Genomic DNA, 25,169 nt, shown 5'->3' on the forward strand with positions numbered 1-25,169 from the left:
CGGGGACGGGTGCGGCGATGCCCGCCCATCTCGCCGCGGCGGCGTCGGGCCCCTTGCAAGAGGTCGTCATCTGCGCCGAGGGCCATGCCCGCACCGTCTGGCTGGACGCCCAAGGCAACGAACATCCCGCGCCGCAGGAATGCCGCGACTGCCCGGTCTGCCACCCGCCGCTGCTGGCCTCGGGGGTCGACCCCGCCCTGCCGGCCCGGCCGATGCCCTGGGCGCGCCCGGCCGTGGCGCCGGGCGCGGCGCAGGTGCGCGGTGCGGTCCGTCCGGTGCTGGTGCTGACGCGCGGCCCCCCGTCTTTCCCCTCTGCCTGGACCCATGCGGTCCCGTCGCCTGCGGGCGACAGCCTCTGGTCTGATGCGGGCGATCCGCGCCAGCCGATGCGTCGGGTCCAGGCAATTGCCATGGATGCCCGAGCATGAAGATCCTCCGCCTTGTCCTGACGATCGCATCGCTGTTGCTGCCGGCCCTGCCGGCCGCCGCCGAAAGCGTGCTGGCGCAGCTGCTGCCGGAACAGAACGCGGGCGAGCTGGTGCCCGGCGCCGACGGTTTCGGGCCGATCCGCGCCGACCTGGCCGTGGCGCCGGTGCTGAAGGGGGGCGAGACCGTCGCCCATGCCTTCGTCACCTCGGATTTCGTCGGCACCACCGGCTATTCCGGCAAGCCCATCCATACGCTCGTCGCGCTGGACAAGGACGCGAAGGTGGCCGGCGTCCGGCTGGTCAAGCATTCCGAACCCATCGTGCTGATCGGCATCCCCGAGGCCAAGGTCAAGGCGCTGGTCGAGGGCTACCGGGGCCTTGACCTGGTGGCCGAGGCGCAATCGGGCGGCACGGCGCATGAGGTCGAGATCATCTCGGGCGCCACGGTCACGGTGATGGTGATCGACGATTCCATCGTGCGCTCGGGGCTGAAGGTCGCGCGCGCGCTCGGCCTTGGCGGGCTGGCCGCCGAAACCGTGGCCGCCGGCCCGAAATTCGAGATCGACCCCGACGCGGCCCCCTCGGCCGACTGGCACGAGATGGAGGGCGACGGCACCCTGCGCCGGCTGTCGCTGGACGTGGGCCAGGTGAACGCGGCCTTTGCCGCCAATCCCGACCGCCGCGCCGCCGAGCGCGCGCTGTCCGAGGCGCCGGACACCACCTTCATCGAGATGCAGGCCGGGCTGGTCTCGGTCCCGGCCATCGGCAAGGCGCTGCTGGGCGATGCGCAGGCCGCGAACCTGCAGGCCTGGCTGGCGCCGGGCGACCAGGCCATCGCGGTCATGGGCCGCGGGCTCTACAGCTTCAAGGGCTCGGGCTATGTCCGCGGCGGCATCTTCGACCGCATCGTGCTGATCCAGGACGACGTCTCGGTGCGCTTCCGCGACCGCGACCATCGCCGGCTGAACGCCGTCGCCGCCGATGGCGCGCCGGATTTCACCGAGATGGACCTGTTCAAGATCCCCGCCGCCTCGGGCTTCGACCCGACCAAGCCCTTCCGCATCCAGCTGCTGGTGCATCGCGAGGTCGGGCCGATCGAGAAGGTCTTCCACACCTTCGACCTGGGCTATCAGCTGCCGCAGAAATACCTGCGCAGCGTTGCCGCCCCCGCACCCGCGCCCGAGGCGGCGGCACCCGTGGCCCAGTCCGACGAAAGCCAGGCCCAGGCGCAGCTGTGGAAGCGGATCTGGCTGGATTCCAAGCCCAAGATCGCCGGGCTTGCCGCCATGCTGCTGGTGCTGACGGGGGCATTCTTCTTCCAGAGCTTCGCGACCCGGAACGAGCGCGCCTTCTACATCTTCCGCATGGGCTTTCTGACCGTGACGCTGGTCTTCCTGGGCTGGTATGCCAATGCGCAGCTTTCGGTCGTGAACCTGATGGCGCTGTTCGGCAGCCTGGTGAACGGCTTCAGCTGGCAGGCCTTCCTGCTGGACCCGCTGACCTTCATCCTGTGGTTCGCGGTCGCCGCCGCGCTGCTGTTCTGGGGCCGGGGCGCCTATTGCGGCTGGCTTTGCCCCTTCGGCGCGCTGCAAGAGCTGACCAACCAGATCGCGCGCAAGCTGCGCATCCCGCAATGGACGCTGCCCTGGGGCCTGCACGAGCGGCTGTGGCCGGTCAAATACATGATCTTCCTGGGCCTTTTCGGCGTCTCGCTGATGAGCGTCGAGCAGGCCGAGCATCTGGCCGAGGTCGAGCCCTTCAAGACCGCGATCATCCTGAAATTCATCCGCGCCTGGCCCTTCGTGGCCTATGCGGCGGCGCTGCTGATCGCCGGGCTCTTCGTCGAGCGCTTCTATTGCCGCTACCTGTGCCCGCTTGGCGCGGCGCTGGCGATCCCGGCGCGGATGCGCATGTTCGACTGGCTCAAGCGCTATCACGAATGCGGCAATCCCTGCCAGATCTGCGCCCAGCAATGCCCGGTGCAGTCGATCCACCCGACGGGCGAGATCAATCCCAACGAATGCATCAACTGCATGCATTGCCAGGTGCTTTACCAGTCCAAGACCACCTGCCCGGTGGTGATCCGCAAGTTGAAACGGCGCGAGGCCGTGGCCGCCGGCAGCACGCCCAAGCTGGGCCAGCCCCCGGCCGGCCATCCCAACGCCACCCGCAAGATCGAAGCTTGAACACACGAAAAGGAGTTCGACCATGGAAACCAAACAGCAAAACGGCCTGAGCCGCCGCGCGCTTCTGGGCGCGACCGCCGGCGGTGCGGCCATGGCCGGCGCGTTCGGGGGGCGCCTGGCGCTGGGACCGGCCGTGATCGGTGCGGGCGCCGCGGGCGTCGCCACCGCCGCCGGCAGCGGCGCGGCGCTGGCCGCCAGCGGCGACGGCGCGGTCGCGCCGGGCCAGCTGGACGACTATTACGGCTTCTGGTCCTCGGGCCAGACCGGCGAGCTGCGCATCCTGGGCGTTCCCTCGATGCGCGAGCTGATGCGGGTGCCGGTCTTCAACCGCTGCTCGGCCACCGGCTGGGGCATCACCAACGAATCGATCCTCATCCACGAACGCACCATGACCGAGCGGACCAGGAAGCACCTTGCCGCCAACGGCAAGCGCATCCACGACAACGGCGACCTGCACCACGTCCACATGTCCTTTACCGAGGGCAAGTATGACGGCCGCTTCCTGTTCATGAACGACAAGGCCAATACCCGCGTGGCGCGGGTGCGCTGCGACGTGATGAAATGCGACGCCATCCTGGAGGTGCCGAACGCCAAGGCCATCCACGGCCTGCGCCCGCAGAAATGGCCGCGCAGCAACTATGTGTTCTGCAACGGCGAGGACGAGGCGCCGCTGATCAACGACGGCACCACGATGGACGACATCTCGACCTATGTGAACGTCTTCACCGCCGTCGATGCCGACAAGTGGGAAGTCGCCTGGCAGGTGCTGGTCTCGGGCAACCTCGACAACTGCGATGCCGATTACGAGGGCAAATGGGCCTTCTCGACCTCGTATAACTCGGAGATGGGCATGACCCTGCCCGAGATGACCGAAGCCGAGATGGACCATGTCGTCGTCTTCAACATCGCCGAGATCGAAAAGGCCATCGAGGCCGGCAATTTTGAAGAGATCAACGGCTGCAAGGTGCTGGACGGCCGGAAAGAGGCGAACAGCCAGTTCACCCGCTACATCCCGATCGCCAACAACCCGCATGGTTGCAACATGGCCCCGGACAAGAAGCACCTGGTCGTCGCGGGCAAGCTGTCGCCCACGGTGACGGTGCTGGACGTGACCAGGTTCGACGCGGTGTTCAACGAGAATGCCGATCCGCGCAGCGCCGTGGTGGCCGAGCCGGAGCTGGGCCTGGGCCCGCTGCACACCGCCTTCGACGGGCGCGGCAACGCCTATACTTCGCTGTTCCTCGACAGCCAGGTGGTCAAGTGGAACATCGAGGAGGCGATCCGCGCCTATGCCGGCGAGCAGGTCGATCCGATCAAGGACAAGATCGACGTGCATTACCAGCCCGGCCACCTCAAGACGGTGATGGGCGAGACGCTGGACGCCAGCAACGACTGGCTGGTCTGCCTGTCCAAGTTCTCGAAGGACCGCTTCCTGAACGTCGGGCCGCTGAAGCCGGAAAACGACCAGCTGATCGACATCTCGGGCGACAAGATGGTGCTGGTCCATGACGGCCCGACCTTTGCCGAGCCGCATGACGCCATCGCCGTGCATCCCTCGATCATGTCGAGCGTCATCAAGTCGGTCTGGGACCGCAACGATCCCATGTGGGCCGAAACCCGCAAGCAGGCCGAGGCCGACGGCGTCAACATCGACGAATGGACCGACCAGATCATCCGCGACGGCAACAAGGTGCGGGTCTACATGTCCAGCGTCGCGCCCAGCTTCTCGGTCGAAAGCTTCACCGTCACCGAGGGCGACGAAGTCACGGTCATCGTCACCAACCTTGACGAGATCGACGACCTGACCCACGGTTTCACCATGGGCAACCACGGTGTCGCCATGGAGATCTCGCCCCAGCAGACCTCGTCGGTGACTTTCGTCGCCGCCAATCCGGGGGTGTACTGGTATTATTGCCAGTGGTTCTGCCATGCGCTGCACATGGAAATGCGCGGCCGCATGATGGTCGAGCCGAAGGCGGCCTGATCCCATGCGCAGCCTGCTGACCCTTGCCCTTGCCCTGCTGCTTGCCTGGCCCGCGCTCGCGGCCGAGCATGTCGTGGCGCCGGGCCAGGGCAGCCTTGCCCAAGCCATCGCCGGGGCCGCCCCCGGCGATGTGCTGCGACTGCAGGACGGGGTCCATGCCGGCCCCGTCGCCATCGACCGTCCCTTGACCGTCACCGGCAGCCGTGCCGCGGTGGTGGACGGGCAGGGACGGGGCACGGTCGTCACCATCGCCGCGCCCGACGTCACCTTGCAGGGCTTTTCCGTCACGGGCTCGGGCATGGCGAACAAGGATCTGGACGCCGGGGTCAAGATCCTCAAGGGCGCCGACCGGGCGCAGGTGCGGCAGTTGCGGCTGATCGGGAACATGCACGGCATTGACGTGCATGGCGGCCGCGACGCCCAGGTCGTCGGCAACGAGATCATCGGCACCCGCGACCCGCGCATGAACGAGCGCGGCAACGGCATCTATGTCTGGAACAGCCCCGGCACGCTGGTGCAGGGCAATTCCGTCCGCTACGGCCGCGACGGCATCTTCTCGAACGCCAGCGGCGACAGCGCCTATCGCGACAACCTGTTTCGCGACCTGCGCTTTGCCGTGCATTTCATGTATACCCGCAACACCGAGGTGTCGGGCAATGTCAGCATCGGCAACCACCTGGGCTTCGCCATCATGTTCTCGGACCGGGCGGTGATCCGCGACAACCGCAGCCTGGGCGACCGCGAGCATGGGTTGATGCTGAACTATGCCAACAATGCCGACGTGACCGGCAACCTGATCCGCGGCGGCACCAAGAAATGCCTGTTCATCTATAACGCCCACAAGAACCTGATCTGGGACAACCGCTTCCAGGATTGCGGCATCGGCATCCACTTCACCGCCGGGTCCGAGCGCAACGTGCTGACCGCAAACGCCTTTGTCGGCAATCGCGAGCAGGTGAAATACGTGGGCACCCGCCATATCGAATGGAGCCACGAGGGGCGCGGCAATTTCTGGTCCGACCATCCGGGCTTCGACCTGAACGGCGACGGCATCGCCGACGGCGTCTATCGCCCCAACGACCTGATGGACCATATCCTGTGGTCGCAGCCCGCCGCCGCGCTTCTGACCGGCGCCCCGGCCGTGCAGCTGATCCGCTGGAGCCAGCAGAGCTTTCCCGCCACCCTGCCGGGCGGCGTGCAGGACAGCGCGCCCCTGATGCGACCCCTGACCATCCCCGTCCCGCCCGAGATCGCGGCCTACGAGGCCGAGGTCGCGGGGCGTTGGGCAAAAGGAACCTACGATGACATCGACCCTGACGATCTCACGTCTCACTAAGCGCTTCCAGACCGTCGAGGCGCTGGCCGAGGTCTCGCTGGACCTGGGGCCGGGGATGCGCGTCGCGCTTTTGGGCCATAACGGCGCGGGCAAGTCCACGATGATGAAGATCATCCTGGGCCTGATCCCCTTTGACGCGGGCGAGGTCCGGGTCTGCGGCGCCGCGCCCGGCTCGGCCCAGGCGCGGATGCAGGTGGCCTATCTGCCGGAAAACGCCGCCTTCCACCCGGCCCTGACCGGAGAGGAGCAGATCCGCCACTACCTGTCCCTGCGCGGCGAAAGCCCGCGCCGGGCCATGGAACTGCTGGAGCGGGTGGGGCTGGCCAAGGCCGCGCGCCGCCGCATCGGCACCTATTCCAAGGGCATGCGCCAGCGCGTCGGCCTGGCCCAGACGCTGATCGGGCGGCCGCGGCTTCTGGTTCTGGACGAGCCGACCTCGGGGCTCGACCCGGTGTCGCGGCGCGACTTCTATGCGCTGCTCGACGGGCTGGCGGCCGAGGGGGCGGCGATCCTCTTGTCCTCGCATGTGCTGACCGAGGTCGAGGCCCGCACCGACCGCATCCTGATCCTGTCGCAGGGCCGGCTGGTGGCCGAGGGCACGCTGGCCGAGTTGCGCCGCCGCGCCGCCCTGCCGGTGGGGCTGACCGTGGTCCCGGCGCCCGGCGCGGCCGAGGCGCTGGCCGCCGCGCTGCCGCAGGCGCGGCTGGCGGGCGACGGCACGCTGCACCTGGCCTGCGCGCAGGACGAAAAGCTGGGCCTGCTGGCGCGCATCGCCGGGCTTGGCGGCCAGGTCGCGGACCTGGACGTGATCCCGCCCAGCCTCGAGGACATCTACAGCCATTTCAGCCGGAGGGACGGGCAATGATCCGCCGCATCCTTTCCACCGCGGCGCTGGAGTTCCGCATCGCGCTGCGCAACCGCTGGGTGGCCATCGCCACCGCGCTGATGGTGGTCTTTGCGCTGGTGCTGGCGGCGGCGGGTGCCGCGCCCACCGGCGACATCGGCGCCGACCGGCTGTCGGTCGTCGTCGCCTCGCTGACCTCGCTTGCCGTCTACCTGGTGCCGCTGCTGGCGCTTCTGATGAGCTTCGATGCCGTCGCCGGCGAGGTCGAGCGCGGCACCTTGCCCTTGCTGCTGACCTATCCCGTGGCGCGGGCCGAGGTGCTGGCGGGCAAGCTGGTCGCGCATATGGCGATCCTGGCGCTGGCGGTGGGCGCGGGCTACGGCGCGGCGGCCCTGGCGGCGGTCTGGAGCGATCCGGCCTCGACCGCGGGGCTGCCGGCGCTGTGGCGGCTGATGTGGAGCTCGACCCTGCTGGGCGCGACCTTCCTGGGCGCCGGCTATGCGCTGTCCAGCATCGCGCGCCGGCCCTCGGGCGCGGCCGGGCTGGCGGTCGGGCTGTGGCTGGGGCTGGTGGTGCTTTACGACCTGGCCCTGCTGGCGCTGATCGTCGCCGATGGCGGCGGCGGCTTCACCACCGAGGTGCTGCCGGTCGCGCTGCTTGCGAACCCGGCCGACGCCTTCCGCCTGTTCAACCTCTCGGCCGCCCAGGCCACCGCCGCCGCTGCCGGCGTCGGCGGGGCCGCCGCGACCATCCCGCTTTGGCAATCGGCGCTGTCGGTCCTGGCCTGGCCGCTGGCCGCGCTTGGCCTTGCCATTGCCGCATTCCGAAAGGTCACGCCATGAGACATGCGCTGCTGCTGGTGCTGCTGCTGGGCCTTGCCGCCTGCCGCGAGGAGGTCGCACAGGACACCACGCCGGTCGAGATGAACGCCCAGACGCTGGGCCATTTCTGCCAGATGAACCTGCTGGAGCATCCCGGCCCCAAGGCGCAGGTGCATCTGGAGGGGATGCCGGGCACGCCGCTGTTCTTCAGCCAGGTCCGCGACGCCATCGCCTATGCCAGGATGCCCGAGCAAAGCCACCCGATCCTGGCCATCCAGGTGAACGACATGGGCGCGCCCGGCGCGACCTGGGAAGAGCCGGGGCAGGGCAACTGGATCGAGGCGAAGGACGCCTTCTTCGTCATGGGCTCGGTCCAGGTCGGCGGCATGGGCGCGCCCGAGGCGGTGCCCTTTTCCAGCCGCGAGGCCGCCGATGCCTTCGTCGCCGCGCAGGGCGGGCAGGTGATGCGGCTGGACGCGATCCCCGACGAGATGGTGCTGGCGCCCGAGGAGACCGTGCCCGACGGCAGCACGGAAGCCGATTTCATCAACCGCCTGCGCGCGCTGAGCCAACCCAAGGAGCCCGCGACATGAGCCTGTCCCGCCGTCGCTTTCTGACCATCACCGCCGCCGTGGCGCTTGCGCCCGCGGCCCTGCGTGCCCAGCCCGGCCGGCATTGGGTCGGGCAGGCGCTTGGCGCCCGCGCCTCGATCCGCATCGACCACCCCGAGGCCGAGGCGATCACCGCCCGCTGCCTGGCCGAGATCGACCGGCTGGAAGGCATCCTCAGCCTCTATCGCCCCGACAGCGCCCTGTCGCGGCTGAACCGCGAAGCCGCGCTGGAGGCGCCGCCCTTCGAGCTGCTGGAATGCCTGTCGCTGGCCGGCACGGTGCATCGCGCCAGCGGCGGGCTGTTCGACCCGACCGTGCAGCCGCTCTGGTCGCTCTGGGCCGAGGCCGCCGCGGCCGGCCGCCGCCCCACCGCGGACGAGCGTCGCGCGGCGCTGGCGCGTACCGGCTGGGAGCGGGTGCGGCTGGACGCGGCGCGCATCACGCTGGAGCCGGGGATGGCCTTGACGCTGAACGGCATCGGCCAGGGCTATGTCGCCGACCGCGTCGCCGCGCTTCTCGAGGCCGAGGGGCTGGGCGACATCCTGATCGACACCGGCGAATTGCGCGCCCTGGGCAGCCGGCCCGACGGCACCCACTGGCCGGTGCGGCTGGCCGAGGGCGGCGCGGTGGGCCTGCGCGGCCGGGCGCTGGCGACATCGGCGCCGCTGGGCACCAGCTTCGACCAGGCGGGGCGCGACGGCCATATCCTCGACCCGCGCAGCGGCGCGCCGGCGCGTCCGGCCTGGCGCGCGGTCAGCATCTCGGCCCCCGGCGCGGGCTTGGCCGATGCGCTGTCCACCGCCGCCTGCCTGGCCGGCGACCGGCAGGAGATCCTGGCGCTGCTGGCCCGTTTCGACGGCGCCCGGCTTGAAGCGGCGCCGCGCGGGGCATAGCGTTCCGCCACCGGACCCGGTGGCCGCCGCGCCATGGCCGCGCGGCGGGTTTTGCATGTCCGGCGGCGGCCGCGGCGCGGCGTCATCCTGACGGGGTTGTGAAAAATTTACAAAAACCCGCAGGCGCGCGTCAATTTATTTACAAAATTCTCTTTGTAAAAAAATGGTTTACTGGAAAAGCAAACTCATATTAACATGAGCGCAACCGGTGTTCCGGCGCCCGTTTGCGGCACCTTGAGGAGGGTGCGGGCGTCCCGGATCTACCCTGTCGCGAGTAGAGGAGGCGCGCCATGTCCGTTGAAAATGTTGCGAAACATCCCATTCCGCCCGGCTTCGAGGATGCCCTGGTCCAGCCGGCCGATTACGCCCGCATGTATGCCGAATCGATCTCGGACCCCGACGGGTTCTGGGGCCGCGAGGGCAAGCGGCTGGACTGGATCCAGTCCTATACCAAGGTGAAGAACACCGATTTCACCATGGGCCAGGTCTCGGTCAAATGGTTCGAGGACGGCATCCTGAACGCCTCGGTCAACTGCGTCGACCGCCACCTGCCCAAGCGCGCGAACCAGACCGCGATCATCTTCGAGCCGGACGACCCCAACCAGCCGGCGCGCCACATCACCTATGCCGAACTGTCGGAAAAGGTGAACCGCTTTGCCAACGTCCTGCTGAGCCAGGGGGTGATGCGCGGCGACCGGGTGGTGATCTACATGCCGATGATCCCCGAGGCGGCCTATGCCATGCTGGCCTGCGCGCGGATCGGCGCCATCCATTCCATCGTCTTCGCCGGCTTCTCGCCCGACGCGCTGGCCAACCGCATCAACGATTCGGGCGCCAAGCTGGTCATCACCGCCGACACCGCGCCGCGCGGCGGCCGGCGCACGGCGCTGAAGTCGAACGCCGACGCGGCGCTTCTGCATTGCTCGGACCGGGTGCGCTGCCTGGTGGTCAAGCATACGGGCGACCAGACCAGCTGGATCGAGGGCCGCGACGTCGACGTGCTGAAGCTGATGGACGAGGTCAGCCCCGACTGCCCGCCGCGGCCGATGAATGCCGAGGATCCGCTGTTCATCCTCTACACCTCGGGTTCGACCGGCAAGCCCAAGGGCGTGGTCCATACCACCGGCGGCTACCTGCTGTTCGCCGCGATGTCGCATCAATACGTCTTCGACTACAAGGACGGCGACGTGTTCTGGTGCACGGCCGACGTGGGCTGGGTGACGGGGCACAGCTATATCGTCTACGGCCCGCTGGCCAACGGCGCCACCACGCTGATGTTCGAGGGCGTGCCGACCTGGCCCGATGCCGGCCGCTTCTGGGCCGTCTGCGACAAGCACAAGGTCAACCAGTTCTATACCGCGCCGACCGCCATCCGCTCGCTGATGGGGCAGGGGCCGGAATGGGTCGAGAAATACGACCTCTCCAGCCTGCGCGTGCTGGGCACGGTGGGCGAGCCGATCAACCCCGAGGCCTGGGTCTGGTATGACAAGCATGTCGGCAAGGGCCGCTGCCCGATCGTCGATACCTGGTGGCAGACCGAGACCGGCGGGCACATGATCACCTCGCTGCCCGGCGCCATCGAGGCCAAGCCGGGCTCGGCCACGCTGCCCTTCTTCGGCGTCAAGCCGGTGGTTCTGGACGCGCAGAGCGGCGTGCCGCAGGACGGCCATGGCGAAGAGATCGACGGCGTGCTGTGCATCGCCGACAGCTGGCCGGGGCAGATGCGCACCGTCTGGGGCGACCACCAGCGCTTCATGGAGACCTATTTCCAGCAATATCCGGGCTATTACTTCACCGGCGACGGCTGCCGGCGGGACAGGGACGGCTATTACTGGATCACCGGCCGGGTCGACGACGTCATCAACGTCTCGGGGCACCGCATGGGCACGGCCGAGGTGGAATCGGCCCTGGTCGCGCATGAGAAGGTGGCCGAGGCCGCGGTCGTGGGCTATCCGCACCCGCTGAAGGGGCAGGGCATCTATGCCTATGTCACGCTGATGAACGGGGTCGAGCCCAGCGACGAGCTGCGCGCCGAGCTGGAGAAATGGGTCCGCACCGAGATCGGCCCCATCGCCAAGCCCGACCTGATCCAATGGGCGCCGGGCCTGCCCAAGACGCGTTCGGGCAAGATCATGCGCCGCATCCTGCGCAAGATCGCCGAGGACGATTTCGGCGCGCTCGGCGACATCTCGACGCTGGCCGACCCCGGCGTCGTCGACGAACTGATCGAGAACCGGATGAACCGGCACTGACAGCCGCAGCGGGCCGGCGGCGGATCGCCGGCCCGGCATGGTGCAAGACGGACCGCCATGGGCGATGCGCGCCCATGGACCGGCCGCGGCATGGCCGGAGGAGCCTGCCGCCCGCCGAAAAGCCTTCCAGAAGAAGATCGTCTCGCCGGCATGGCGCCGGCGCGGCTGAAAAGACAGCATATCGTGGCAGTGGAGGAGCACGACCCCGATGCAAGACAACCTGGCCGAACGGATCGCCGCAGATCCGAACTATCAATTACTGAAAGCGAAACGATCCCGCTATGGCTGGATCCTGACGATCGCGATGCTCGTGGTCTATTACGGCTATATCCTGCTGATCGCCTTCGACAAGGAACTGCTCGCCTCGCGGATCGGCGACGGCGTCATGACCTGGGGCATCCCCCTGGGCTTCGGCGTGATCGTCTTTACCATCATCATCACCGGCGTCTACGTGCGCCGCGCGAACAGCGAGTTCGACGAGCTGAGCGAGAAGGTTCGCCGGGAGGCGCTGAAATGACCCACAAGATCCTGCGCAACGGCCTGATGGCCGCGGCCCTGGCCATGCCGGGCGCCGCCATGGCCGCCGACGTGATCCAGGGCGCCGAGAAACAGGCGACGAACTGGACCGCGATCACCATGTTCGCCGCCTTCGTGCTGGCGACGCTCTACATCACCAAATGGGCGGCGTCGCGGACCAAGTCGGCGGCGGATTTCTATACCGCGGGCGGCGGCATCACCGGCTTCCAGAACGGGCTTGCCATCGCCGGGGACTACATGTCGGCCGCCTCGTTCCTGGGGATCTCGGCCGCGGTGATGATCTCGGGCTATGACGGGCTGATCTATTCGATCGGCTTCCTGGTCGGCTGGCCGATCCTGACCTTCCTGATGGCAGAGCGGCTGCGCAACCTGGGCCGCTTCACCTTTGCCGACGTGGCGGCCTTCCGCTTTGCCCAGACCCCGGTGCGCATCTTTGCCGCCTCGGGCACGCTGGTCGTGGTGGCATTCTACCTGATCGCGCAGATGGTGGGCGCGGGCTCGCTGATCCAGCTGCTCTTCGGCCTGGACTACTGGATCGCGGTGGTGATCGTCGGCGCGCTGATGATGATCTACGTGCTGTTCGGCGGCATGACCGCGACGACCTGGGTGCAGATCATCAAGGCCTGCCTGCTTCTGGGCGGCGCGACCTTCATGTCCTTCATGGTCATGTGGCACTATGGCTTCAGCCCCGAGGCGATGTTCGCCGATGCGGTCCGCGTCAAGGCCGATCTGGCCACCGCCGGCGGCAAGACCGCCGAGGAAGCCGCCGTCGCCGGCCAGTCGATCATGGGTCCGGGCACCTTCATCAAGGATCCGATCTCGGCCATCAGCTTCGGCATGGCGCTGATGTTCGGCACCGCCGGCCTGCCGCATATCCTGATGCGCTTCTTCACCGTGCCGAGCGCCAAGGAAGCGCGCAAGTCGGTGATGTGGGCGACCGGCTGGATCGGCTATTTCTACCTCCTGACCTTCATCATCGGCTTCGGCGCCATCACCTTCGTGCTGACCAACCCGGAATTCCTGGACGGCTCCGGCGCTCTGGTCGGCGGCAGCAACATGGCTGCGGTGCATCTGGCCAAGGCGGTGGGCGGCAACGTCTTCCTGGGCTTCATCTCGGCCGTGGCCTTTGCCACCATCCTGGCGGTGGTCGCCGGCCTGACGCTCTCGGGCGCCTCGGCGGTCAGCCACGACCTCTATGCGACCGTGATCAAGAACGGCAACCCCGCGCCGGGCAGCGAGCTGCGCGTCTCGCGCATCACCACGCTGGTCCTGGGTCTGGTGGCGGTCGTGCTCGGCATCGCCTTCAAGAACCAGAACATCGCCTTCATGGTGTCGCTGGCCTTCGCGGTGGCTGCCTCGGCCAACTTCCCGGTGCTGTTCATGTCGGTGCTGTGGAAGGACTGCACGACCAAGGGCGCCGTGGTCGGCGGCTTCCTGGGGCTGATCTCCTCGGTGGTGCTGACGGTACTGTCGCCCTCGGTCTGGGAAGCCACGCTGGGCAACCCCGCCGGCTCGGCGCCCTTCCCCTATACCTCGCCGGCGCTGTTCTCGATGACCCTGGCCTTCCTGGGCATCTGGCTGGTGTCCAAGATGGACAACGGCACGCGGGCGCGCATCGACCGGGCCGGCTTCCTGGCCCAGCAGGTGCGCTCGGAAACCGGGATCGGCGCGGCGGAAGCCTCGTCGCACTGAAAACGCAGGCCCGCCCCCTTGGGGGCGGGCCATCGCCGTCCCGGAACCGACCCGCCTGGCCCGGCTTCGGTGTCCGATCCTTCGGAGGGGGTGATGGCCCATATCCTGATCGTCGAGGACGAGGACAATATCGCCGCCGCGCTGGAGTTCCTGCTGGCGCGGGCCGGCCACAGCTACAGGCGGATCGCCGGCGGCACCGCCGCGCTGGACGAGATCCGCGCCAACCGCCCCGACCTGGTGCTGCTGGATATCATGCTGCCCGACATCTCGGGCTACCAGATCGTCGAGGCGCTGCGCGCCGACCCCGGCCTGCGCGACGTGCGGGTGCTGCTGATGACCGCCCGCGGCTCGGTGGTGGAACGCCGCAAGGGGCTGGCGCTTGGCGCCGACGGCTTCATCGCCAAACCCTTCGAGCTGTCGGAACTGCGGGCCGAGATCGCCCGGCTTCTGGACCGCACCGGCTGACCGCCGACGCCGGCCCCCGCGCCGGATCGTCGCAGCGGGCCGGCCTTTCCCGCGGCGCTTGCGGCGGGACGCCGCTTTTCCCTTGCCTCCCGCCGGCATATCGGGATCCTCGGGGGCGCGGGATCCGCGCCAGCACGGAGGATAGCGATGACCGACGCCTATCAAGCCATCATCGACCGCTGCGCCGGTCTGCCGCCGCTGCGCACCGCCGTGGTCCACCCGGTCAGCCATACCGTCTTCGACGCGGTGGAAGAGGCGCGCGCGGCCGGGCTGATCGAGCCGGTGCTGGTCGGCCCCGCCGCCCGCATCGCCGCCGCGCTGACCGAGGCGGGGCAGGCCCCCGACACCTATGAGATCGTGGATACCGAACACAGCCACGCCGCCGCCGCCCGCGCCGCGCAGATGGCCGCGACCGGCCAGGTCGGCGCGATCATGAAGGGCTCGCTGCATTCCGACGAGCTGCTGGGCGCGGTGATCCACCCGCAATGCGGGCTGCGCACCGAGCGGCGGATCAGCCACGCCTTCCTGATGCTGACCGAGGATTATCCGCGCCCCTTCATCATCACCGATGCGGCGGTCAACATCGCCCCCGACCTGATGGTCAAGGCCGACATCCTGCACAATGCCATCGTGCTCTGGCGCGTGCTGTGGGGCCCGGCCCGGCCCAAGGCCGCGATCCTTGCCGCGGTCGAGACGGTCAATCCCAAGATGCAGGCCACGCTGGACGCGGCGGCGCTGTGCAAGATGGCCGATCGCGGCCAGATCGAGGACGCCGATCTGGACGGGCCGCTGGCCTTCGACAATGCGATCAGCCCGGCGGCGGCGCGGGAAAAGGGCATCGTCTCGCCCGTGGCGGGGCAGGCCGACATCCTGCTGGTGCCCGACATCGAATCGGGCAACATGCTGGCCAAGCAGCTGGTTTTCATGGGCGGCGCCGATGCGGCGGGAATCGTGCTGGGCGCGCGGGTGCCGGTCGTCCTGACCAGCCGCGCCGATTCCGTGCGCGCCCGGATGCTGTCCACCGCGCTGGCCGTGCTGATGGCCGAGGCGCGCCGGCTGGGGCAGGTGAAATGACCCCGGCGATCCTGACGCTGAATGCCGGCTCGTCGAGCCTCAAGTTCCGGGTCTTCGCGCGAGAGGGGCTGGCGCTTCTGGCGCGCGGCGCGGTCAGCCGGATCGGCGCGGATGCCGAGCTGGCGGCCCGGCTGGCCGGCGGGCCCGAGTTCCGCGGCCCGGTCGCGGGCGGCGATCATGCCGCCGCCATGCAGGCCGTGCTGGATTTCATCGACGCCCATGACGAGGGCTGGCGGATCGAGGCGGTGGCGCATCGCATCGTCCATGGCGGCACGCGCTATGTCCGCTCGACCCCGGTCACGCCGCAGGTGCTGGAGGATCTGGCGGCGCTGATCCCGCTGGCGCCGCTGCACCAGCCGCACGGGCTGGCCGCCATCGCCGCCGCCCGCCGGCTGGTGGGCGACGAGGTGCCGAACCTTGCCTGTTTCGACACCGCCTTCCATGCCGGGCGCGATGCCCTTTTCACCCATTTCGCCCTGCCCGAGCCGCTGTTCGAACAGGGCGTGCGCCGCTATGGCTTTCACGGCCTGTCCTATCAATGGCTGGCGCAGGTGCTGGCGCGCGACCATCCCGACCTGCACCGGGGCCGGGTGGTCGCCGCGCATCTGGGCAATGGCGCCAGCCTTTGCGCCATGCATCAGGGGCGCAGCGTCGATACCACCATGGGCATGACCGCGGTGGACGGCATTCCCATGGGCACGCGCTCGGGCGCCGTCGATCCCGGCGCGATCCTGTTGATGCAGCGCAGCTTCGGCATGACGCCCGAAGAGATCGAGGATCTGATCTATAACCGTTCGGGCCTTTTGGGCATGTCGGGCAAGTCGAACGATGTGGCGGCGCTGCTGGCGGATGGCTCGGCGCAGTCGCGTTTCGCGCTGGACTATTTCGCGCTCAGATGCGCGCAGGCGGCGGCGGCCATGGCGGTCTCGCTGGGCGGCATCGACGCCATGGTCTTCACCGGCGGCATCGGCGAGAACGCCGCCCCGGTGCGCGAGGCGATCCTGCGCCGCATGGCGCCCTTGGGCGATTTCGCGACGCTGATCATCCCCGCCAACGAGGAGCGGATGATGGCGATGGAGGCCGCCGCCCTGCTGGCCTAGCGCTGGCGGACATAGCTGCCGGGCGCGTCCTCCAGCACCGGATAGCCCGCGGCGGCCGCGCCCATGCCCGGCGGCGCCACCCGCTCGGCCGCGGAATGCCGCGCCAGCCAGTCGGTCCAGGCCGGCCACCAGCAGCCCTCGCGCAGCGCGGCGGCGTGCAGCCAGTCGTCGGGCGGCAGGCAGGTGCCGTCCCGCCCGCGGGTGGCGATGCGGTGATGGCCGGGCCCGGCCGGGTCCAGGATGATCCCCGCCAGGTGGTCCCGATCCCCCAGCACGAAGGTCAGCTCGGCATCGCTGAGGCAGTGCAGCCGATAGACCGAGCGCCAGGGGGCGACGTAATCCTCTTCGGTGCCGACGGCAAAGACCGGCGCGCGGATGTTGCGCAGCGCCACGGGCCGGCCGTCGGCCAGCAGCCGGTCGCCGGCCAGCGCGTTTTCCAGGTAGAAGCGGCGCAGGTATTCGCCCTGCATGCGATAGGGCATCCGGGTCGAATCGCTGCTCCAGGCCAGCATGTCGGTCATCGGCTCGCGCTCGCCCATCAGATAGGCGCGCACCATGCGCGACCAGATCAGGTCGTTCGAGCGCAGGAAGCGGAAGGCGCCCAGCATCTGTTCGGCCGTCAGGTAGCCGCGCTGCCGCATCGCGCTTTCCAGGCTGTTGAGCTGGTCGTGGTCGATGAACAGCCCCAGCTCGCCCGGCTCGGCGAAATCCGTCTGCGCCGCCAGCAGCGAGACGCTGGCCAGCCGGTCGTCCCGCGCCCCGCCCATGGCCGCCGCCGCGATGGCCAGCAGCGTGCCGCCCAGGCAATAGCCCGCCGCATGGATGCCCCGCCCCGGCAGGATGGCCGCGATCGCATCCACCGCCGCCATCACCCCCAGGCTGCGGTAATCCTCCAGCGTCAGGTCGCGGTCCTCGGCCGTGGGATTGCGCCATGAGATGCAGAAGACCGTGTGCCCGGCGCCGACCAGGTGCCGGACCAGCGAGTTTTCCGGCGAAAGGTCGAGGATATAGTATTTCATGATCCAGGCCGGGACCAGCAGCACCGGCTCGGCCAGCACGGTGTCGGTCGCGGGGGCGTATTGGATCAGCTCGATCAGGTGGTTGCGATAGACCACCTTGCCGGGGCTTGCCGCGACCTCGTGGCCGACGTGGAACTGCTCGGCCCCGACCGGGGGCTTGCCGGCGGCCAGCCGGGCCATGTCCTCGGCCCAGTTGCGCATGCCCACCCATTGGTTCAGCCCGCCGGTCTGCAGGGTGCGGGCGATCACCTCGGGATTGGTGAAGGGCAGGTTCGCCGGCGAGGCCATGTCGAGCCATTGCTGCACCATCGCGGACAGCAGGTTCTGGCGATGCGGATCGACGCCGGGCACGTCGCGCGTCGCCTCCTGCCACCATTGCCGCGCCAGCAGGAAGCCCTGGGCCCAGAGGCTGAAGGGCGGGTTCTGCCAGGCCGCGGCGGCGAAGCGGCGGTCCTGCGGGGGCGGCCGGATCACCGGCTCGGCCGCCGGATCGGCGGCGAGCGCCGCGGCATGGGCCAGCAGCGCCGCCGTCTCGCGCGCGGCCTTGTCGGCCAGCTCCAGCCGCTTGCCCGGCGCGGCGGCCAGATGTGCCGACCAGTCCATCAGCGCCATGCCAAGAGCCAGCGGCGAGACGCCGGTGCCGAAGCCGGCGGCCATCGCCTCGCGCAGCCGGTCGATGGCGCGAAAGGGGCCGGCATCGGTCGGGACGGGGCCGGTTGCAAGGGTATTCGCCGTTTCCTTCATGGCAGCAGATCCCGGTCGGAAAGAGAGGGGCTGGCCGGGCGCGGCCGCGCCCGGCGGGCGGCTCAGGGCACCAGCACGGCCGCGCCGTCGAAGCGGCCGGCGCGCAGGTCGTCCAGCGCGCGATTGGCCTCGCGCAGCGGATAGGTCGTGGTTTCGGTGGCGATGCCGATGCGGGGCGCCAGCGACAGGAAGTCCAGCCCGTCCTGCCGCGTCAGGTTGGCGACCGAGGCGATCTGGCGTTCGTGCCAGAGCAGCGCATAGGGAAAGGCGGGGATGTCGCTCATGTGGATGCCGGCGCAGACCACGCGGCCGCCCTTGCGCACCGCGCTCAGCGCCGCCGGCACCAGCTCGCCCACCGGGGCGAAGATGATCGCTGCATCCAGCGGCTCGGGCGGGGGCTGGTCCGAGCCGCCGGCCCAGACCGCGCCCAGCCGGCGCGCGAAATCCTGCGAGCGCAGGTCGCCGGGGCGGGTGAAGGCATGGACCGCGCGGCCCTGCCACGCCGCCACCTGCGCGATGATATGGGCGGCCGCGCCAAAGCCGTAAAGCCCCAGCCGCGGCGCCTTGCCCGCGATCACCAGCGCGCGCCAGCCGATCAGCCCGGCGCAAAGCAGGGGCGCCAGCGCCACGTCCTCGCCGGCCTCGCCCAGGGGAAAGGCGAAGCGCGCGTCGGCGATCGCCGCGGTCGCATAGCCGCCGTCCCGCGTGTAGCCGGTAAAGCCCGGCGCGTCGCACAGGTTCTCGCGCCCGTCGCGGCAATAGGGGCAGGCGCCGCAGGCGTGGCCCAGCCAGGGGATGCCGACCCGCTGGCCCAGGGCAAGGCCGGTAACGCCGGGGCCGAGCGCCTCGATCCGGCCGACGATCTCGTGTCCGGGGATGATCGGCAGCACCGGGTCGGGCAATTCGCCGTCGACCACGTGCAGGTCGGTGCGGCAGACCCCGCAGGCCAGGACGCGGACCCGGATCTCGCCCGGACCGGGGTCACGGTCGGGCAGTTCGGTCCAGACCAGCGGCGCGCCGATCCTGTGCAGCAGCATGGCATGCATCGGGCATCTCTCAACAGCGGGGTCATGTCCAATATGCGGATGCCGGGGCGGGCTTGTAAATGGGCGTGGCCTTTGGTCGCGGGTCTTTCGGCCCGACCGGTCACGCCGCCGCGTGCGGCAGCACCCAGATGCCGCTGTCGGGCACGGCATTGACGCGCAGCCGGCAGCCATAGGCGCTGGACAGCGCCTCGTCGGTCAAGACCTCGTCGGGGCGGCCCTGGCACAGGACGCGGCCGCCGCTCATCAGCACCAGCTTTTGCGCGAAAAGCGCGGTCAGGTTCAGGTCGTGCATGACCGCGACCACGCCGCCGCCGGCCCTGGCGTAATCGGCGGCCAGCCGCATCACCGTCAGCTGATGGGCGATGTCGAGGCTGCTGACCGGCTCGTCCAGCATCAGCCAGCGCGGGCCGTCCGCGTCCAGCGGCTGCCAGACCTGCGCCAGGACGCGGGCCAGCTGCACCCGCTGCTGCTCGCCCCCTGAAAGCTCCTGGTAGAGACGGCCGGAAAAGCCCGGCAGATCGACCGCCGCCAGCGCCGCCGGCACCAGCGCATCGGCGCGCTCGCCGCGGGCCTCGACGCCGATGCGCACCACCTCGGCCACGGTAAAGGGAAATGACAGGGCGGCGGCCTGCGGCAGCACGGCACGGCGCCGGGCCAGTTCCTCGGGCGACAGGGCGGCGATGTCGTGCCCGTTCAGGGTGACGGCCCCGCGGCAGGCGAGTTCCCCGGTCAGGCTGCGCATCAGCGTGGTCTTGCCCGAGCCGTTCGGCCCGACGATGGCGGTGATCTCGCCCGCCCGCGCCTCGACCGAGACGCCGTGCAGGATCTGCTTGCGGCCAAGGCTGACCTGGATGTCGCTGGCGATCAGGCTCACAGGTCCAGCACCCCGCGGTTGCGCAGAAGGATCCACAGGAAGAACGGCCCGCCCATGACGGCGGTGACGATGCCGATGGGCAGCTCGGCCGGGGCGATCACCGTGCGGCTGACCATGTCCGCGAGCAGCAGCGTCACCGCGCCCAGAAGCGCCGAGTTGACCAGCAGCCAGCGGTGGTCCGGCCCGCTGGCCAGCCGCAACAGATGCGGCACGACGATGCCGACGAAGCCGATCCCGCCCGAGACCGCGACCGCGGCGCCGGTGGCGGCGGCGACGGTCAGGATGGCGCGGTTCTTGACCTTCTGCACGCGGATGCCGACATGGCCGGCCGCCGCCTCTCCCAGCGCCAGCGCATTGAGTCCGCGCGCGAGCCAGGGGGCGTAGAGCAGGGCCAGCGCCATGATCGGCGCCCCGGCCAGCAGCTTGGGCCAGTTCGCCCCGGCCAGCGAGCCGAGGCCCCAGAAGGTCAGGTCGCGCAGCTCGCGGTCGTTGGCGCGCAGGATCGCCAGCCCGGCCAGCGCCCCCATGATCGCGGCCAGCGCGATGCCGGCCAGCAGCATGGTCGCGACCGAGGTGCGCCCGCGCCGGGTGGCGATGCGGTAAAGCGCCACGGTGGTCAGCCAGCCGCCGGCAAAGGCGGCGACCGGGACCAGATACCAGCCGAAGAACGCCGCCACCCAGCCGGGCAGCGCGCCGCCCAGCACGATGGCCAGGATCGCCCCCAGCGAGGCGCCGGAACTGACGCCGACGATGCCCGGATCGGCCAGCGGGTTGCGGAACAGCCCCTGCATCACCGCGCCCGAGACCGCCAGCGAGGCGCCGACGAAGATGCCCATCAGCACCCGCGGCAGCCGGATGTCCAGCAGCACCACCCGGTCCTGCACCGCGAGTTCGCGCCCCGCCAGCAGGTCCGAGAGCGCGCGGGCCAGCGACGTCCCCGAGGCGCCCCAGCCCAGCGAGATCACCGCGACCACCGCCAGCAGCAGCGCCAGGAACACCCCCAGGCGCCGCGCGCGATGGCTGCGGTCGCCTTCCAGCCGTCCGGGGCGAAGGTCGGGCGTCGCGGCCACCATCACGACCCCGCGTATATCAGGTCGTGCAGCTCGACCGCCGCCTCGCCGGTGCGGGGACCGAACCCCAGAAGCTTCAGCCCGTCCATCATCACCACCGCGCCCGCGCGGCCCGCCGGGGTCTGGGCCAGCGCCGGCATGGCCAGCACCGCCTCTTTCGCCGCGGTGTGGCTGCTGCCGCCATTGGCCTGCGCATCCGCCTGTTCGTCGCCGCGGCGCATCATCAGGATGACGTCGGGCGCGGCCTCGATCACCGCCTCGTCGGTGACGGGCTTGTAGCCCTCGACGCCCTGCAAGGCGTTCTGCGCCCCGGCCAGGCGGATGATGCCGTCCGCCGCGGTGTCCGCGCCAGCGGCCATGACCCGCCCGCCTTGCAGCGACAGCACGAACAGCACCTTTTTCGGCTCGCCCGCCACCGCTTGCGCCCGGCCGAGCGCCGCTTGCAGGTCGGCCGCCAGCTTGTCGTGCAAGGCGCGGCCCTTGTCCGGCACGCCAAGCGCCTCGGCCACCGCATCGACCTTGTCCAGCACGCCCTCGGCGTCATAGCGCTCTTCCACGCTGACGAAGGCCACGCCGGCCGATTGCAGCACCGAGACCGCCTCGGGCGGGCCCGCGCCCTCTTCGGCGATGATCAGGTCGGGCGAGACCGACAGCACCCCTTCGGGCGACAGCGCGCGGACATAGCCGACATCGGGCAGGGCATTGGCCTGGGGCGGCCAGTTCGAGGTGGTGTCGCGGCCGATCAGCCGCGCCTCTTCCCCCAGCGCATAGACGATTTCCGTCACCGAGCCGCCCAGCGACAGCACGCGCCGGGCCTCGGGGTGGCCTTCTGCGCCGGCCGGGCCGGCCAGCAGGACCAGGGCAAGCGCCAGCCGTTTCATTCCGCCGCCTCGGCCAGTGCCGGCAGGCCGGCGACCAGCGCCGCCCATTGTTCGGCATTACCGCCCTTTTCCGGGCGCAACCCGAAGCATTGGAAGATCAGCGCCCCCTCGGCATCGAAGGCCTCGACCGAGATCGCCGGGCCGCGCTTGGTGGGCTTGTCCACCGCCCAGACCTCGGTGACGTGGTCGCCGCGCAGGTGCAGGTTGAAGCGCGGGTCCATGACGTTCAGCCACGGCCCCATGGGCCTCAGCGAATGGATCTTGCCGGAATGGATCTCGATGCAGCCCATGTTGCCGACGAAGAACATCACCCCCACGCCATCGGCATGGACGCGCTCCAGCAGCGCCGGCACCGCCTCGACCGCCAGCGGCCGCACCAGCGGCGCGCCGGCGATGCGATAGGCGCCCAGCCGGTTCATCTTGAGCCGGCGGATCAGGATGTTGAACTGATGCGTATCGGTCATGTCGGCCCATTCCCGGCGCAGCGCATCGGCGCGCTCGGCGCCGGCCCTGGGCGGTTCGACCGGCGTGCGCGGCTCGAAGCGGGCGGTGTCGGACTGGTCCGCCAGCGCCAGGTCGCGACACAGCGCCTCCCAGGCTGCCAGGTCCGAGCCCTCGCGCAGGTGGATCTTGTGGACCGCGTCGCCCGCCGCGTCGAAGACCTGGACCGAGCGGCGGATGCCGCTCTCGGCCTGCTGCTCGACGGCGAAGGCATGGACCCAATGGCGGGGAAAGATGCGCAGGTCGATCTCGGGGTCCACGGTCATGGCGGCATGCTCGCCGTCGTGGAAATCGTTGTAGGTGCCGACCTTCTCGATCACGCAAGAGCGGTTGCGGGTCAGCGCCATGACCTCGCCCAGGGCCTGCACCTGCGGGATCAGCCGGCCGGGCAGGGCGTCGATGCGGGTCGCGCCATGGCCGACCCGCGCCGCGACCAGCGCCGCCTCGGGGACGCCCAGCCGCTCGGCCAGGTCAAAGGGACGGCCGCCGTCCTCGGCCAGGATGCGGCGCAGCTCTGCGGGGGAATGGTCGGTCATCGCGGTGCCTTTCGCTGCTGTTGCATGCCCGGTTCGGACCGGGAAGATGCAAGGAATCATTGACAATTTTACTAAGAATATTTTAACCGGCGCAAGATGCCAGCCCCGTGGCCAGCCGTAAACTTCACGACATGACGACGGGGATCACATGCCACGCCATCCGATTCGCGGCGCGCTTCTGGCCGGAAGTGCCTGCACCCTTCTCTTTTCCGCTCCGCTGCTGGCGCAGGAACGCGCCGAGGCCCAGTCCGCGCAGACCGCCTATGTGCTGGACCAGATCGTGCTGCGCGCCGGCAAGCCCAAGGTGGCTTCCGAGGTGCCGCAATCGGTTTCCGTGGTCGACGGCCAGCAGCTTCAGGACATCGACCCCGGCCATATCGGCGAGGTGCTGGCGACCGTGCCCGGCGTCGCCGGCGTCGGCTCGGGCAGCTTCTTCGGGCAGGGGTTCAACATCCGCGGCTTCGGCGCCAGCGAGCAGGCGGCGTCCGAGGCGGGCATCGTGCAGCTGCTCGACGGCGAAAAGAAGTTCTACGAATCCTATCGCCAGGGCGCGCTGTTCGTGGAACCGGACTTCCTGCGCCAGGTCGAGGTGCTGCGCGGTCCCGGCTCGTCCACGCTTTACGGCGCCGGCGCGCTTGGCGGCGTGATCGCCATGGAGACCATCGAGCCGGGCGACCTGATCGCCGAGGGCCAGACCTTCGGCGGCCGGGCCAAGCTGGGCTATGCCAGCAATCCCGACACGGTGCTGGGCAGCATCGCGCTTGGCTGGCGGCCCAGCCATGACTTCGAGGCGCTGGCGGCGCTGGCCTGGCGCAAGCTGGGCGATACCAAGGATGCGGACGGCAACACCACGATCCGCTCGAACTCCAAGACGCCGAACCTGCTGCTGAAGGCAAGAAAGAGCTTCGGCGACCACTATGTCGCCCTGTCCTATCAGCACCTGGAGGCCAAGGGCGAGGACCAGGATTTCGACCAGCTGAACGGGGCGCAAAGGGATCTGTTCTATCCCGGCTTTTCCTGGGGCGTGGGCGACATCACCACGCGCGACCAGACGGCCAGGCTGACCTGGGGCTGGAACCCGCAGGACAACCGCTATGTCGATCTGACGGCGACGCTGTCCTATACCAACACCATGAAGGAGGTGCAGCAGGGCGACGACCCCGCCGAGCCGATCATGGCGTCCTTGCTGGGCCGGCGCGACTACCGGCTGTGGAAGTTCCGGCTGCAGAACGCCGCCGACCTGTCTGGCGCCGGCTATGACCACCACCTGACCGCGGGGATGGAGCTGTCGCGGCAGGACCGTTCCTCGCGCGTGCCCTCGTCCTCGCATCCCGAGGGGATCACCCGGTTCTGGTCCGCCTTTGCGCTGTCCGAGGTTACGTGGGGCGACCTGACCGTGAACACCGGCCTGCGCTATGACCGCCAGCGCATCGAGCCCAAGGCATCGGTGACGGCCACCGACGACCGCTACAGCTCGGATTCCTTCGAGCCGCAGCTGGCCGCGATCTGGCGGCTGGACGACAACTGGTCGGTCTTCGGCTCGGCCGCCTTCGTGAACCGGATGCCCACGGCGGACGAGCTGTTCGATACCTATATGGGCGGCGCGCCCTCGCCCGACCTGAAGGACGAAAAGGGCAAGAACCTGGAGGCCGGCGTCTCCTATCGCGGCTCGGGCATCTTTGCCGAGGGCGACGAGGCGGTGATGAAGCTGACGCTGTTCCGCAACCATATCGACGACATGATCGTGCGCACCGGGGCGGCGGCGCCCACGCCCGCCTATGTCAATATCGACCGCGCCTATCTGCGCGGCGGCGAGCTGGAGGCGACCTACAGCATCGACGCCTTCGAACTGGGCGCCGCGGTCTCGGTCGTCGATGGCAAGGACCAGGACGGCACGGTGCTGGACACGCTGCCCAACGACCGCGTGACCTTGCAGGCGATCTGGCAGGCCAGCGACGCCTGGCGCCTGGGCCTGCGCAGCACCCTGGCCAAGGGCCGCGACAAGGCGGATGGCGAACATCGCGCCGGCTACGGCGTGCATGACGTCTTTGCCACCTGGGCGCCGCAAGCCGGGGCGGCGGCGGGGATCGAGGTCCATCTCGGCGTCGACAACCTTACCGACCGCGACTATACGCCCGCCTCCTGGCTCAGCGGCCCGGCGCCGGGGCGGAACTTCAAGCTGTCGGTCTCGCGCAGCTTCTGACGGGGCTTTCGGGCAGTCACCGGAACGGCCGGCCCTGGCGGCCGGCCGATTTCATGCCCCGCACCGGCTGCG

General features: G+C 69.6%; 21 protein-coding genes. 15 read left to right on the top strand and 6 right to left on the bottom strand.

The features are described from left to right. The first annotated feature begins 17 nt into the window (after positions 1-17). The 14 genes from KF941_RS22270 (at position 18) to KF941_RS22335 (ending at position 16,223) form a co-directional block, all read left to right on the top strand. The gene (locus KF941_RS22270) at positions 18-428 is read left to right on the top strand and encodes a hypothetical protein (protein ID WP_214274541.1); all 411 of its coding nucleotides are present in this window, start codon (positions 18-20) and stop codon (positions 426-428) included. Further along, entirely contained in the window at positions 425-2,614 is a 2,190-nt protein-coding gene (locus KF941_RS22275; RefSeq protein WP_214274542.1) for a NosR/NirI family protein, read from the top strand. Before KF941_RS22270 ends, KF941_RS22275 begins: the two co-directional genes overlap by 4 nt. A 22-nt stretch (positions 2,615-2,636) precedes the next feature. Further along, a complete protein-coding gene (gene nosZ, locus KF941_RS22280) occupies positions 2,637-4,598 on the top strand; it encodes a TAT-dependent nitrous-oxide reductase (protein WP_214274543.1) in 1,962 nt (653 codons plus the stop codon). Positions 4,599-4,602: 4 nt separating this feature from the next. After that, positions 4,603-5,934, top strand: a complete 1,332-nt coding sequence (locus tag KF941_RS22285; RefSeq protein WP_214274544.1) for a nitrous oxide reductase family maturation protein NosD — start codon at positions 4,603-4,605, stop codon at positions 5,932-5,934. Continuing rightward, positions 5,900-6,799 carry an ABC transporter ATP-binding protein gene (locus tag KF941_RS22290; protein ID WP_036756605.1) on the top strand — a complete coding sequence of 300 codons (900 nt, stop codon included), beginning with the start codon at positions 5,900-5,902 and terminating at the stop codon, positions 6,797-6,799. Before KF941_RS22285 ends, KF941_RS22290 begins: the two co-directional genes overlap by 35 nt. Then, positions 6,796-7,620, top strand: coding sequence for an ABC transporter permease subunit (locus tag KF941_RS22295; protein ID WP_036756607.1), 825 nt, complete (start codon positions 6,796-6,798; stop codon positions 7,618-7,620). The genes KF941_RS22290 and KF941_RS22295 overlap by 4 nt, the downstream gene beginning before the upstream one ends. Beyond that, on the top strand, positions 7,617-8,192 hold the full coding sequence (locus tag KF941_RS22300) for a nitrous oxide reductase accessory protein NosL (RefSeq protein ID WP_116220738.1): 576 nt from the start codon (positions 7,617-7,619) through the stop codon (positions 8,190-8,192). Before KF941_RS22295 ends, KF941_RS22300 begins: the two co-directional genes overlap by 4 nt. After that, on the top strand, positions 8,189-9,103 hold the full coding sequence (locus KF941_RS22305; protein WP_214274545.1) for an FAD:protein FMN transferase: 915 nt from the start codon (positions 8,189-8,191) through the stop codon (positions 9,101-9,103). Before KF941_RS22300 ends, KF941_RS22305 begins: the two co-directional genes overlap by 4 nt. Positions 9,104-9,393: 290 nt before the next feature. Further along, complete coding sequence (gene acs / locus KF941_RS22310) at positions 9,394-11,355, top strand: acetate--CoA ligase (protein WP_214274546.1); 1,962 nt, start codon at positions 9,394-9,396, stop codon at positions 11,353-11,355. A gap of 208 nt (positions 11,356-11,563) precedes the next feature. Continuing rightward, positions 11,564-11,872, top strand: a complete 309-nt coding sequence (locus KF941_RS22315) for a DUF485 domain-containing protein (RefSeq protein WP_036757705.1) — start codon at positions 11,564-11,566, stop codon at positions 11,870-11,872. A gap of 26 nt (positions 11,873-11,898) precedes the next feature. Beyond that, a complete protein-coding gene (locus KF941_RS22320) occupies positions 11,899-13,584 on the top strand; it encodes a cation acetate symporter (RefSeq protein WP_240540587.1) in 1,686 nt (561 codons plus the stop codon). 93 nt (positions 13,585-13,677) lie between these two features. Further along, complete coding sequence (locus KF941_RS22325) at positions 13,678-14,049, top strand: response regulator (RefSeq protein ID WP_036757709.1); 372 nt, start codon at positions 13,678-13,680, stop codon at positions 14,047-14,049. 105 nt (positions 14,050-14,154) lie between these two features. Next, positions 14,155-15,123 (top strand): bifunctional enoyl-CoA hydratase/phosphate acetyltransferase, encoded by a 969-nt coding sequence (locus KF941_RS22330; RefSeq protein ID WP_279432832.1) that lies wholly within the window; start codon positions 14,155-14,157, stop codon positions 15,121-15,123. Continuing rightward, entirely contained in the window at positions 15,120-16,223 is a 1,104-nt protein-coding gene (locus KF941_RS22335) for an acetate/propionate family kinase (RefSeq protein ID WP_072463679.1), read from the top strand. Before KF941_RS22330 ends, KF941_RS22335 begins: the two co-directional genes overlap by 4 nt. Here KF941_RS22335 and KF941_RS22340 read toward each other — a convergent pair. The 6 genes from KF941_RS22340 to KF941_RS22365 form a co-directional block, all read right to left on the bottom strand. After that, positions 16,220-17,986, bottom strand: coding sequence for an alpha/beta fold hydrolase (locus tag KF941_RS22340; protein WP_214274547.1), 1,767 nt, complete (start codon positions 17,984-17,986; stop codon positions 16,220-16,222). The two genes, KF941_RS22335 and KF941_RS22340, sit on opposite strands and share 4 nt — an antisense overlap. Before the next feature lie 62 nt (positions 17,987-18,048). Next, positions 18,049-19,032, bottom strand: a complete 984-nt coding sequence (locus tag KF941_RS22345) for a zinc-dependent alcohol dehydrogenase family protein (RefSeq protein ID WP_214274548.1) — start codon at positions 19,030-19,032, stop codon at positions 18,049-18,051. A 100-nt stretch (positions 19,033-19,132) separates the two neighbouring features. Next, the gene (locus KF941_RS22350; protein WP_072463682.1) at positions 19,133-19,906 is read right to left on the bottom strand and encodes a heme ABC transporter ATP-binding protein; all 774 of its coding nucleotides are present in this window, start codon (positions 19,904-19,906) and stop codon (positions 19,133-19,135) included. Beyond that, positions 19,903-20,979 carry an iron ABC transporter permease gene (locus KF941_RS22355; protein ID WP_214274549.1) on the bottom strand — a complete coding sequence of 359 codons (1,077 nt, stop codon included), beginning with the start codon at positions 20,977-20,979 and terminating at the stop codon, positions 19,903-19,905. Before KF941_RS22355 ends, KF941_RS22350 begins: the two co-directional genes overlap by 4 nt. After that, a complete protein-coding gene (locus KF941_RS22360; RefSeq protein WP_214274550.1) occupies positions 20,979-21,857 on the bottom strand; it encodes an ABC transporter substrate-binding protein in 879 nt (292 codons plus the stop codon). The genes KF941_RS22355 and KF941_RS22360 overlap by 1 nt, the downstream gene beginning before the upstream one ends. Next, on the bottom strand, positions 21,854-22,894 hold the full coding sequence (locus KF941_RS22365) for a ChuX/HutX family heme-like substrate-binding protein (RefSeq protein ID WP_214274551.1): 1,041 nt from the start codon (positions 22,892-22,894) through the stop codon (positions 21,854-21,856). The genes KF941_RS22360 and KF941_RS22365 overlap by 4 nt, the downstream gene beginning before the upstream one ends. A gap of 148 nt (positions 22,895-23,042) precedes the next feature. On the opposite strand from KF941_RS22365, the gene KF941_RS22370 reads away from it, so the two are divergent. Continuing rightward, the gene (locus KF941_RS22370) at positions 23,043-25,097 is read left to right on the top strand and encodes a TonB-dependent receptor (RefSeq protein WP_214274552.1); all 2,055 of its coding nucleotides are present in this window, start codon (positions 23,043-23,045) and stop codon (positions 25,095-25,097) included. Positions 25,098-25,169: the final 72 nt, after the last annotated feature.

Origin of the sequence: Paracoccus sp. pheM1 (genome assembly GCF_018499825.1) — a bacterium.
In the GTDB taxonomy this organism is placed as follows: Bacteria; Pseudomonadota; Alphaproteobacteria; order Rhodobacterales; family Rhodobacteraceae; genus Paracoccus; species Paracoccus versutus.

Bases quoted from the DNA above. Each gene is read 5' to 3' on its own strand.
- KF941_RS22270 (WP_214274541.1), top strand. From the start codon at position 18: ATGCCCGCCCATCTCGCCGCGGCGGCGTCGGGCCCCTTGCAAGAGGTC.
- KF941_RS22275 (WP_214274542.1), top strand. From the start codon at position 425: ATGAAGATCCTCCGCCTTGTCCTGACGATCGCATCGCTGTTGCTGCCG.
- nosZ (WP_214274543.1), top strand. From the start codon at position 2,637: ATGGAAACCAAACAGCAAAACGGCCTGAGCCGCCGCGCGCTTCTGGGC.
- KF941_RS22285 (WP_214274544.1), top strand. From the start codon at position 4,603: ATGCGCAGCCTGCTGACCCTTGCCCTTGCCCTGCTGCTTGCCTGGCCC.
- KF941_RS22290 (WP_036756605.1), top strand. From the start codon at position 5,900: ATGACATCGACCCTGACGATCTCACGTCTCACTAAGCGCTTCCAGACC.
- KF941_RS22295 (WP_036756607.1), top strand. From the start codon at position 6,796: ATGATCCGCCGCATCCTTTCCACCGCGGCGCTGGAGTTCCGCATCGCG.
- KF941_RS22300 (WP_116220738.1), top strand. From the start codon at position 7,617: ATGAGACATGCGCTGCTGCTGGTGCTGCTGCTGGGCCTTGCCGCCTGC.
- KF941_RS22305 (WP_214274545.1), top strand. From the start codon at position 8,189: ATGAGCCTGTCCCGCCGTCGCTTTCTGACCATCACCGCCGCCGTGGCG.
- acs (WP_214274546.1), top strand. From the start codon at position 9,394: ATGTCCGTTGAAAATGTTGCGAAACATCCCATTCCGCCCGGCTTCGAG.
- KF941_RS22315 (WP_036757705.1), top strand. From the start codon at position 11,564: ATGCAAGACAACCTGGCCGAACGGATCGCCGCAGATCCGAACTATCAA.
- KF941_RS22320 (WP_240540587.1), top strand. From the start codon at position 11,899: ATGGCCGCGGCCCTGGCCATGCCGGGCGCCGCCATGGCCGCCGACGTG.
- KF941_RS22325 (WP_036757709.1), top strand. From the start codon at position 13,678: ATGGCCCATATCCTGATCGTCGAGGACGAGGACAATATCGCCGCCGCG.
- KF941_RS22335 (WP_072463679.1), top strand. From the start codon at position 15,120: ATGACCCCGGCGATCCTGACGCTGAATGCCGGCTCGTCGAGCCTCAAG.
- KF941_RS22340 (WP_214274547.1), bottom strand. From the start codon at position 17,986: ATGAAGGAAACGGCGAATACCCTTGCAACCGGCCCCGTCCCGACCGAT.
- KF941_RS22345 (WP_214274548.1), bottom strand. From the start codon at position 19,032: ATGCATGCCATGCTGCTGCACAGGATCGGCGCGCCGCTGGTCTGGACC.
- KF941_RS22355 (WP_214274549.1), bottom strand. From the start codon at position 20,979: ATGGTGGCCGCGACGCCCGACCTTCGCCCCGGACGGCTGGAAGGCGAC.
- KF941_RS22360 (WP_214274550.1), bottom strand. From the start codon at position 21,857: ATGAAACGGCTGGCGCTTGCCCTGGTCCTGCTGGCCGGCCCGGCCGGC.
- KF941_RS22365 (WP_214274551.1), bottom strand. From the start codon at position 22,894: ATGACCGACCATTCCCCCGCAGAGCTGCGCCGCATCCTGGCCGAGGAC.
- KF941_RS22370 (WP_214274552.1), top strand. From the start codon at position 23,043: ATGCCACGCCATCCGATTCGCGGCGCGCTTCTGGCCGGAAGTGCCTGC.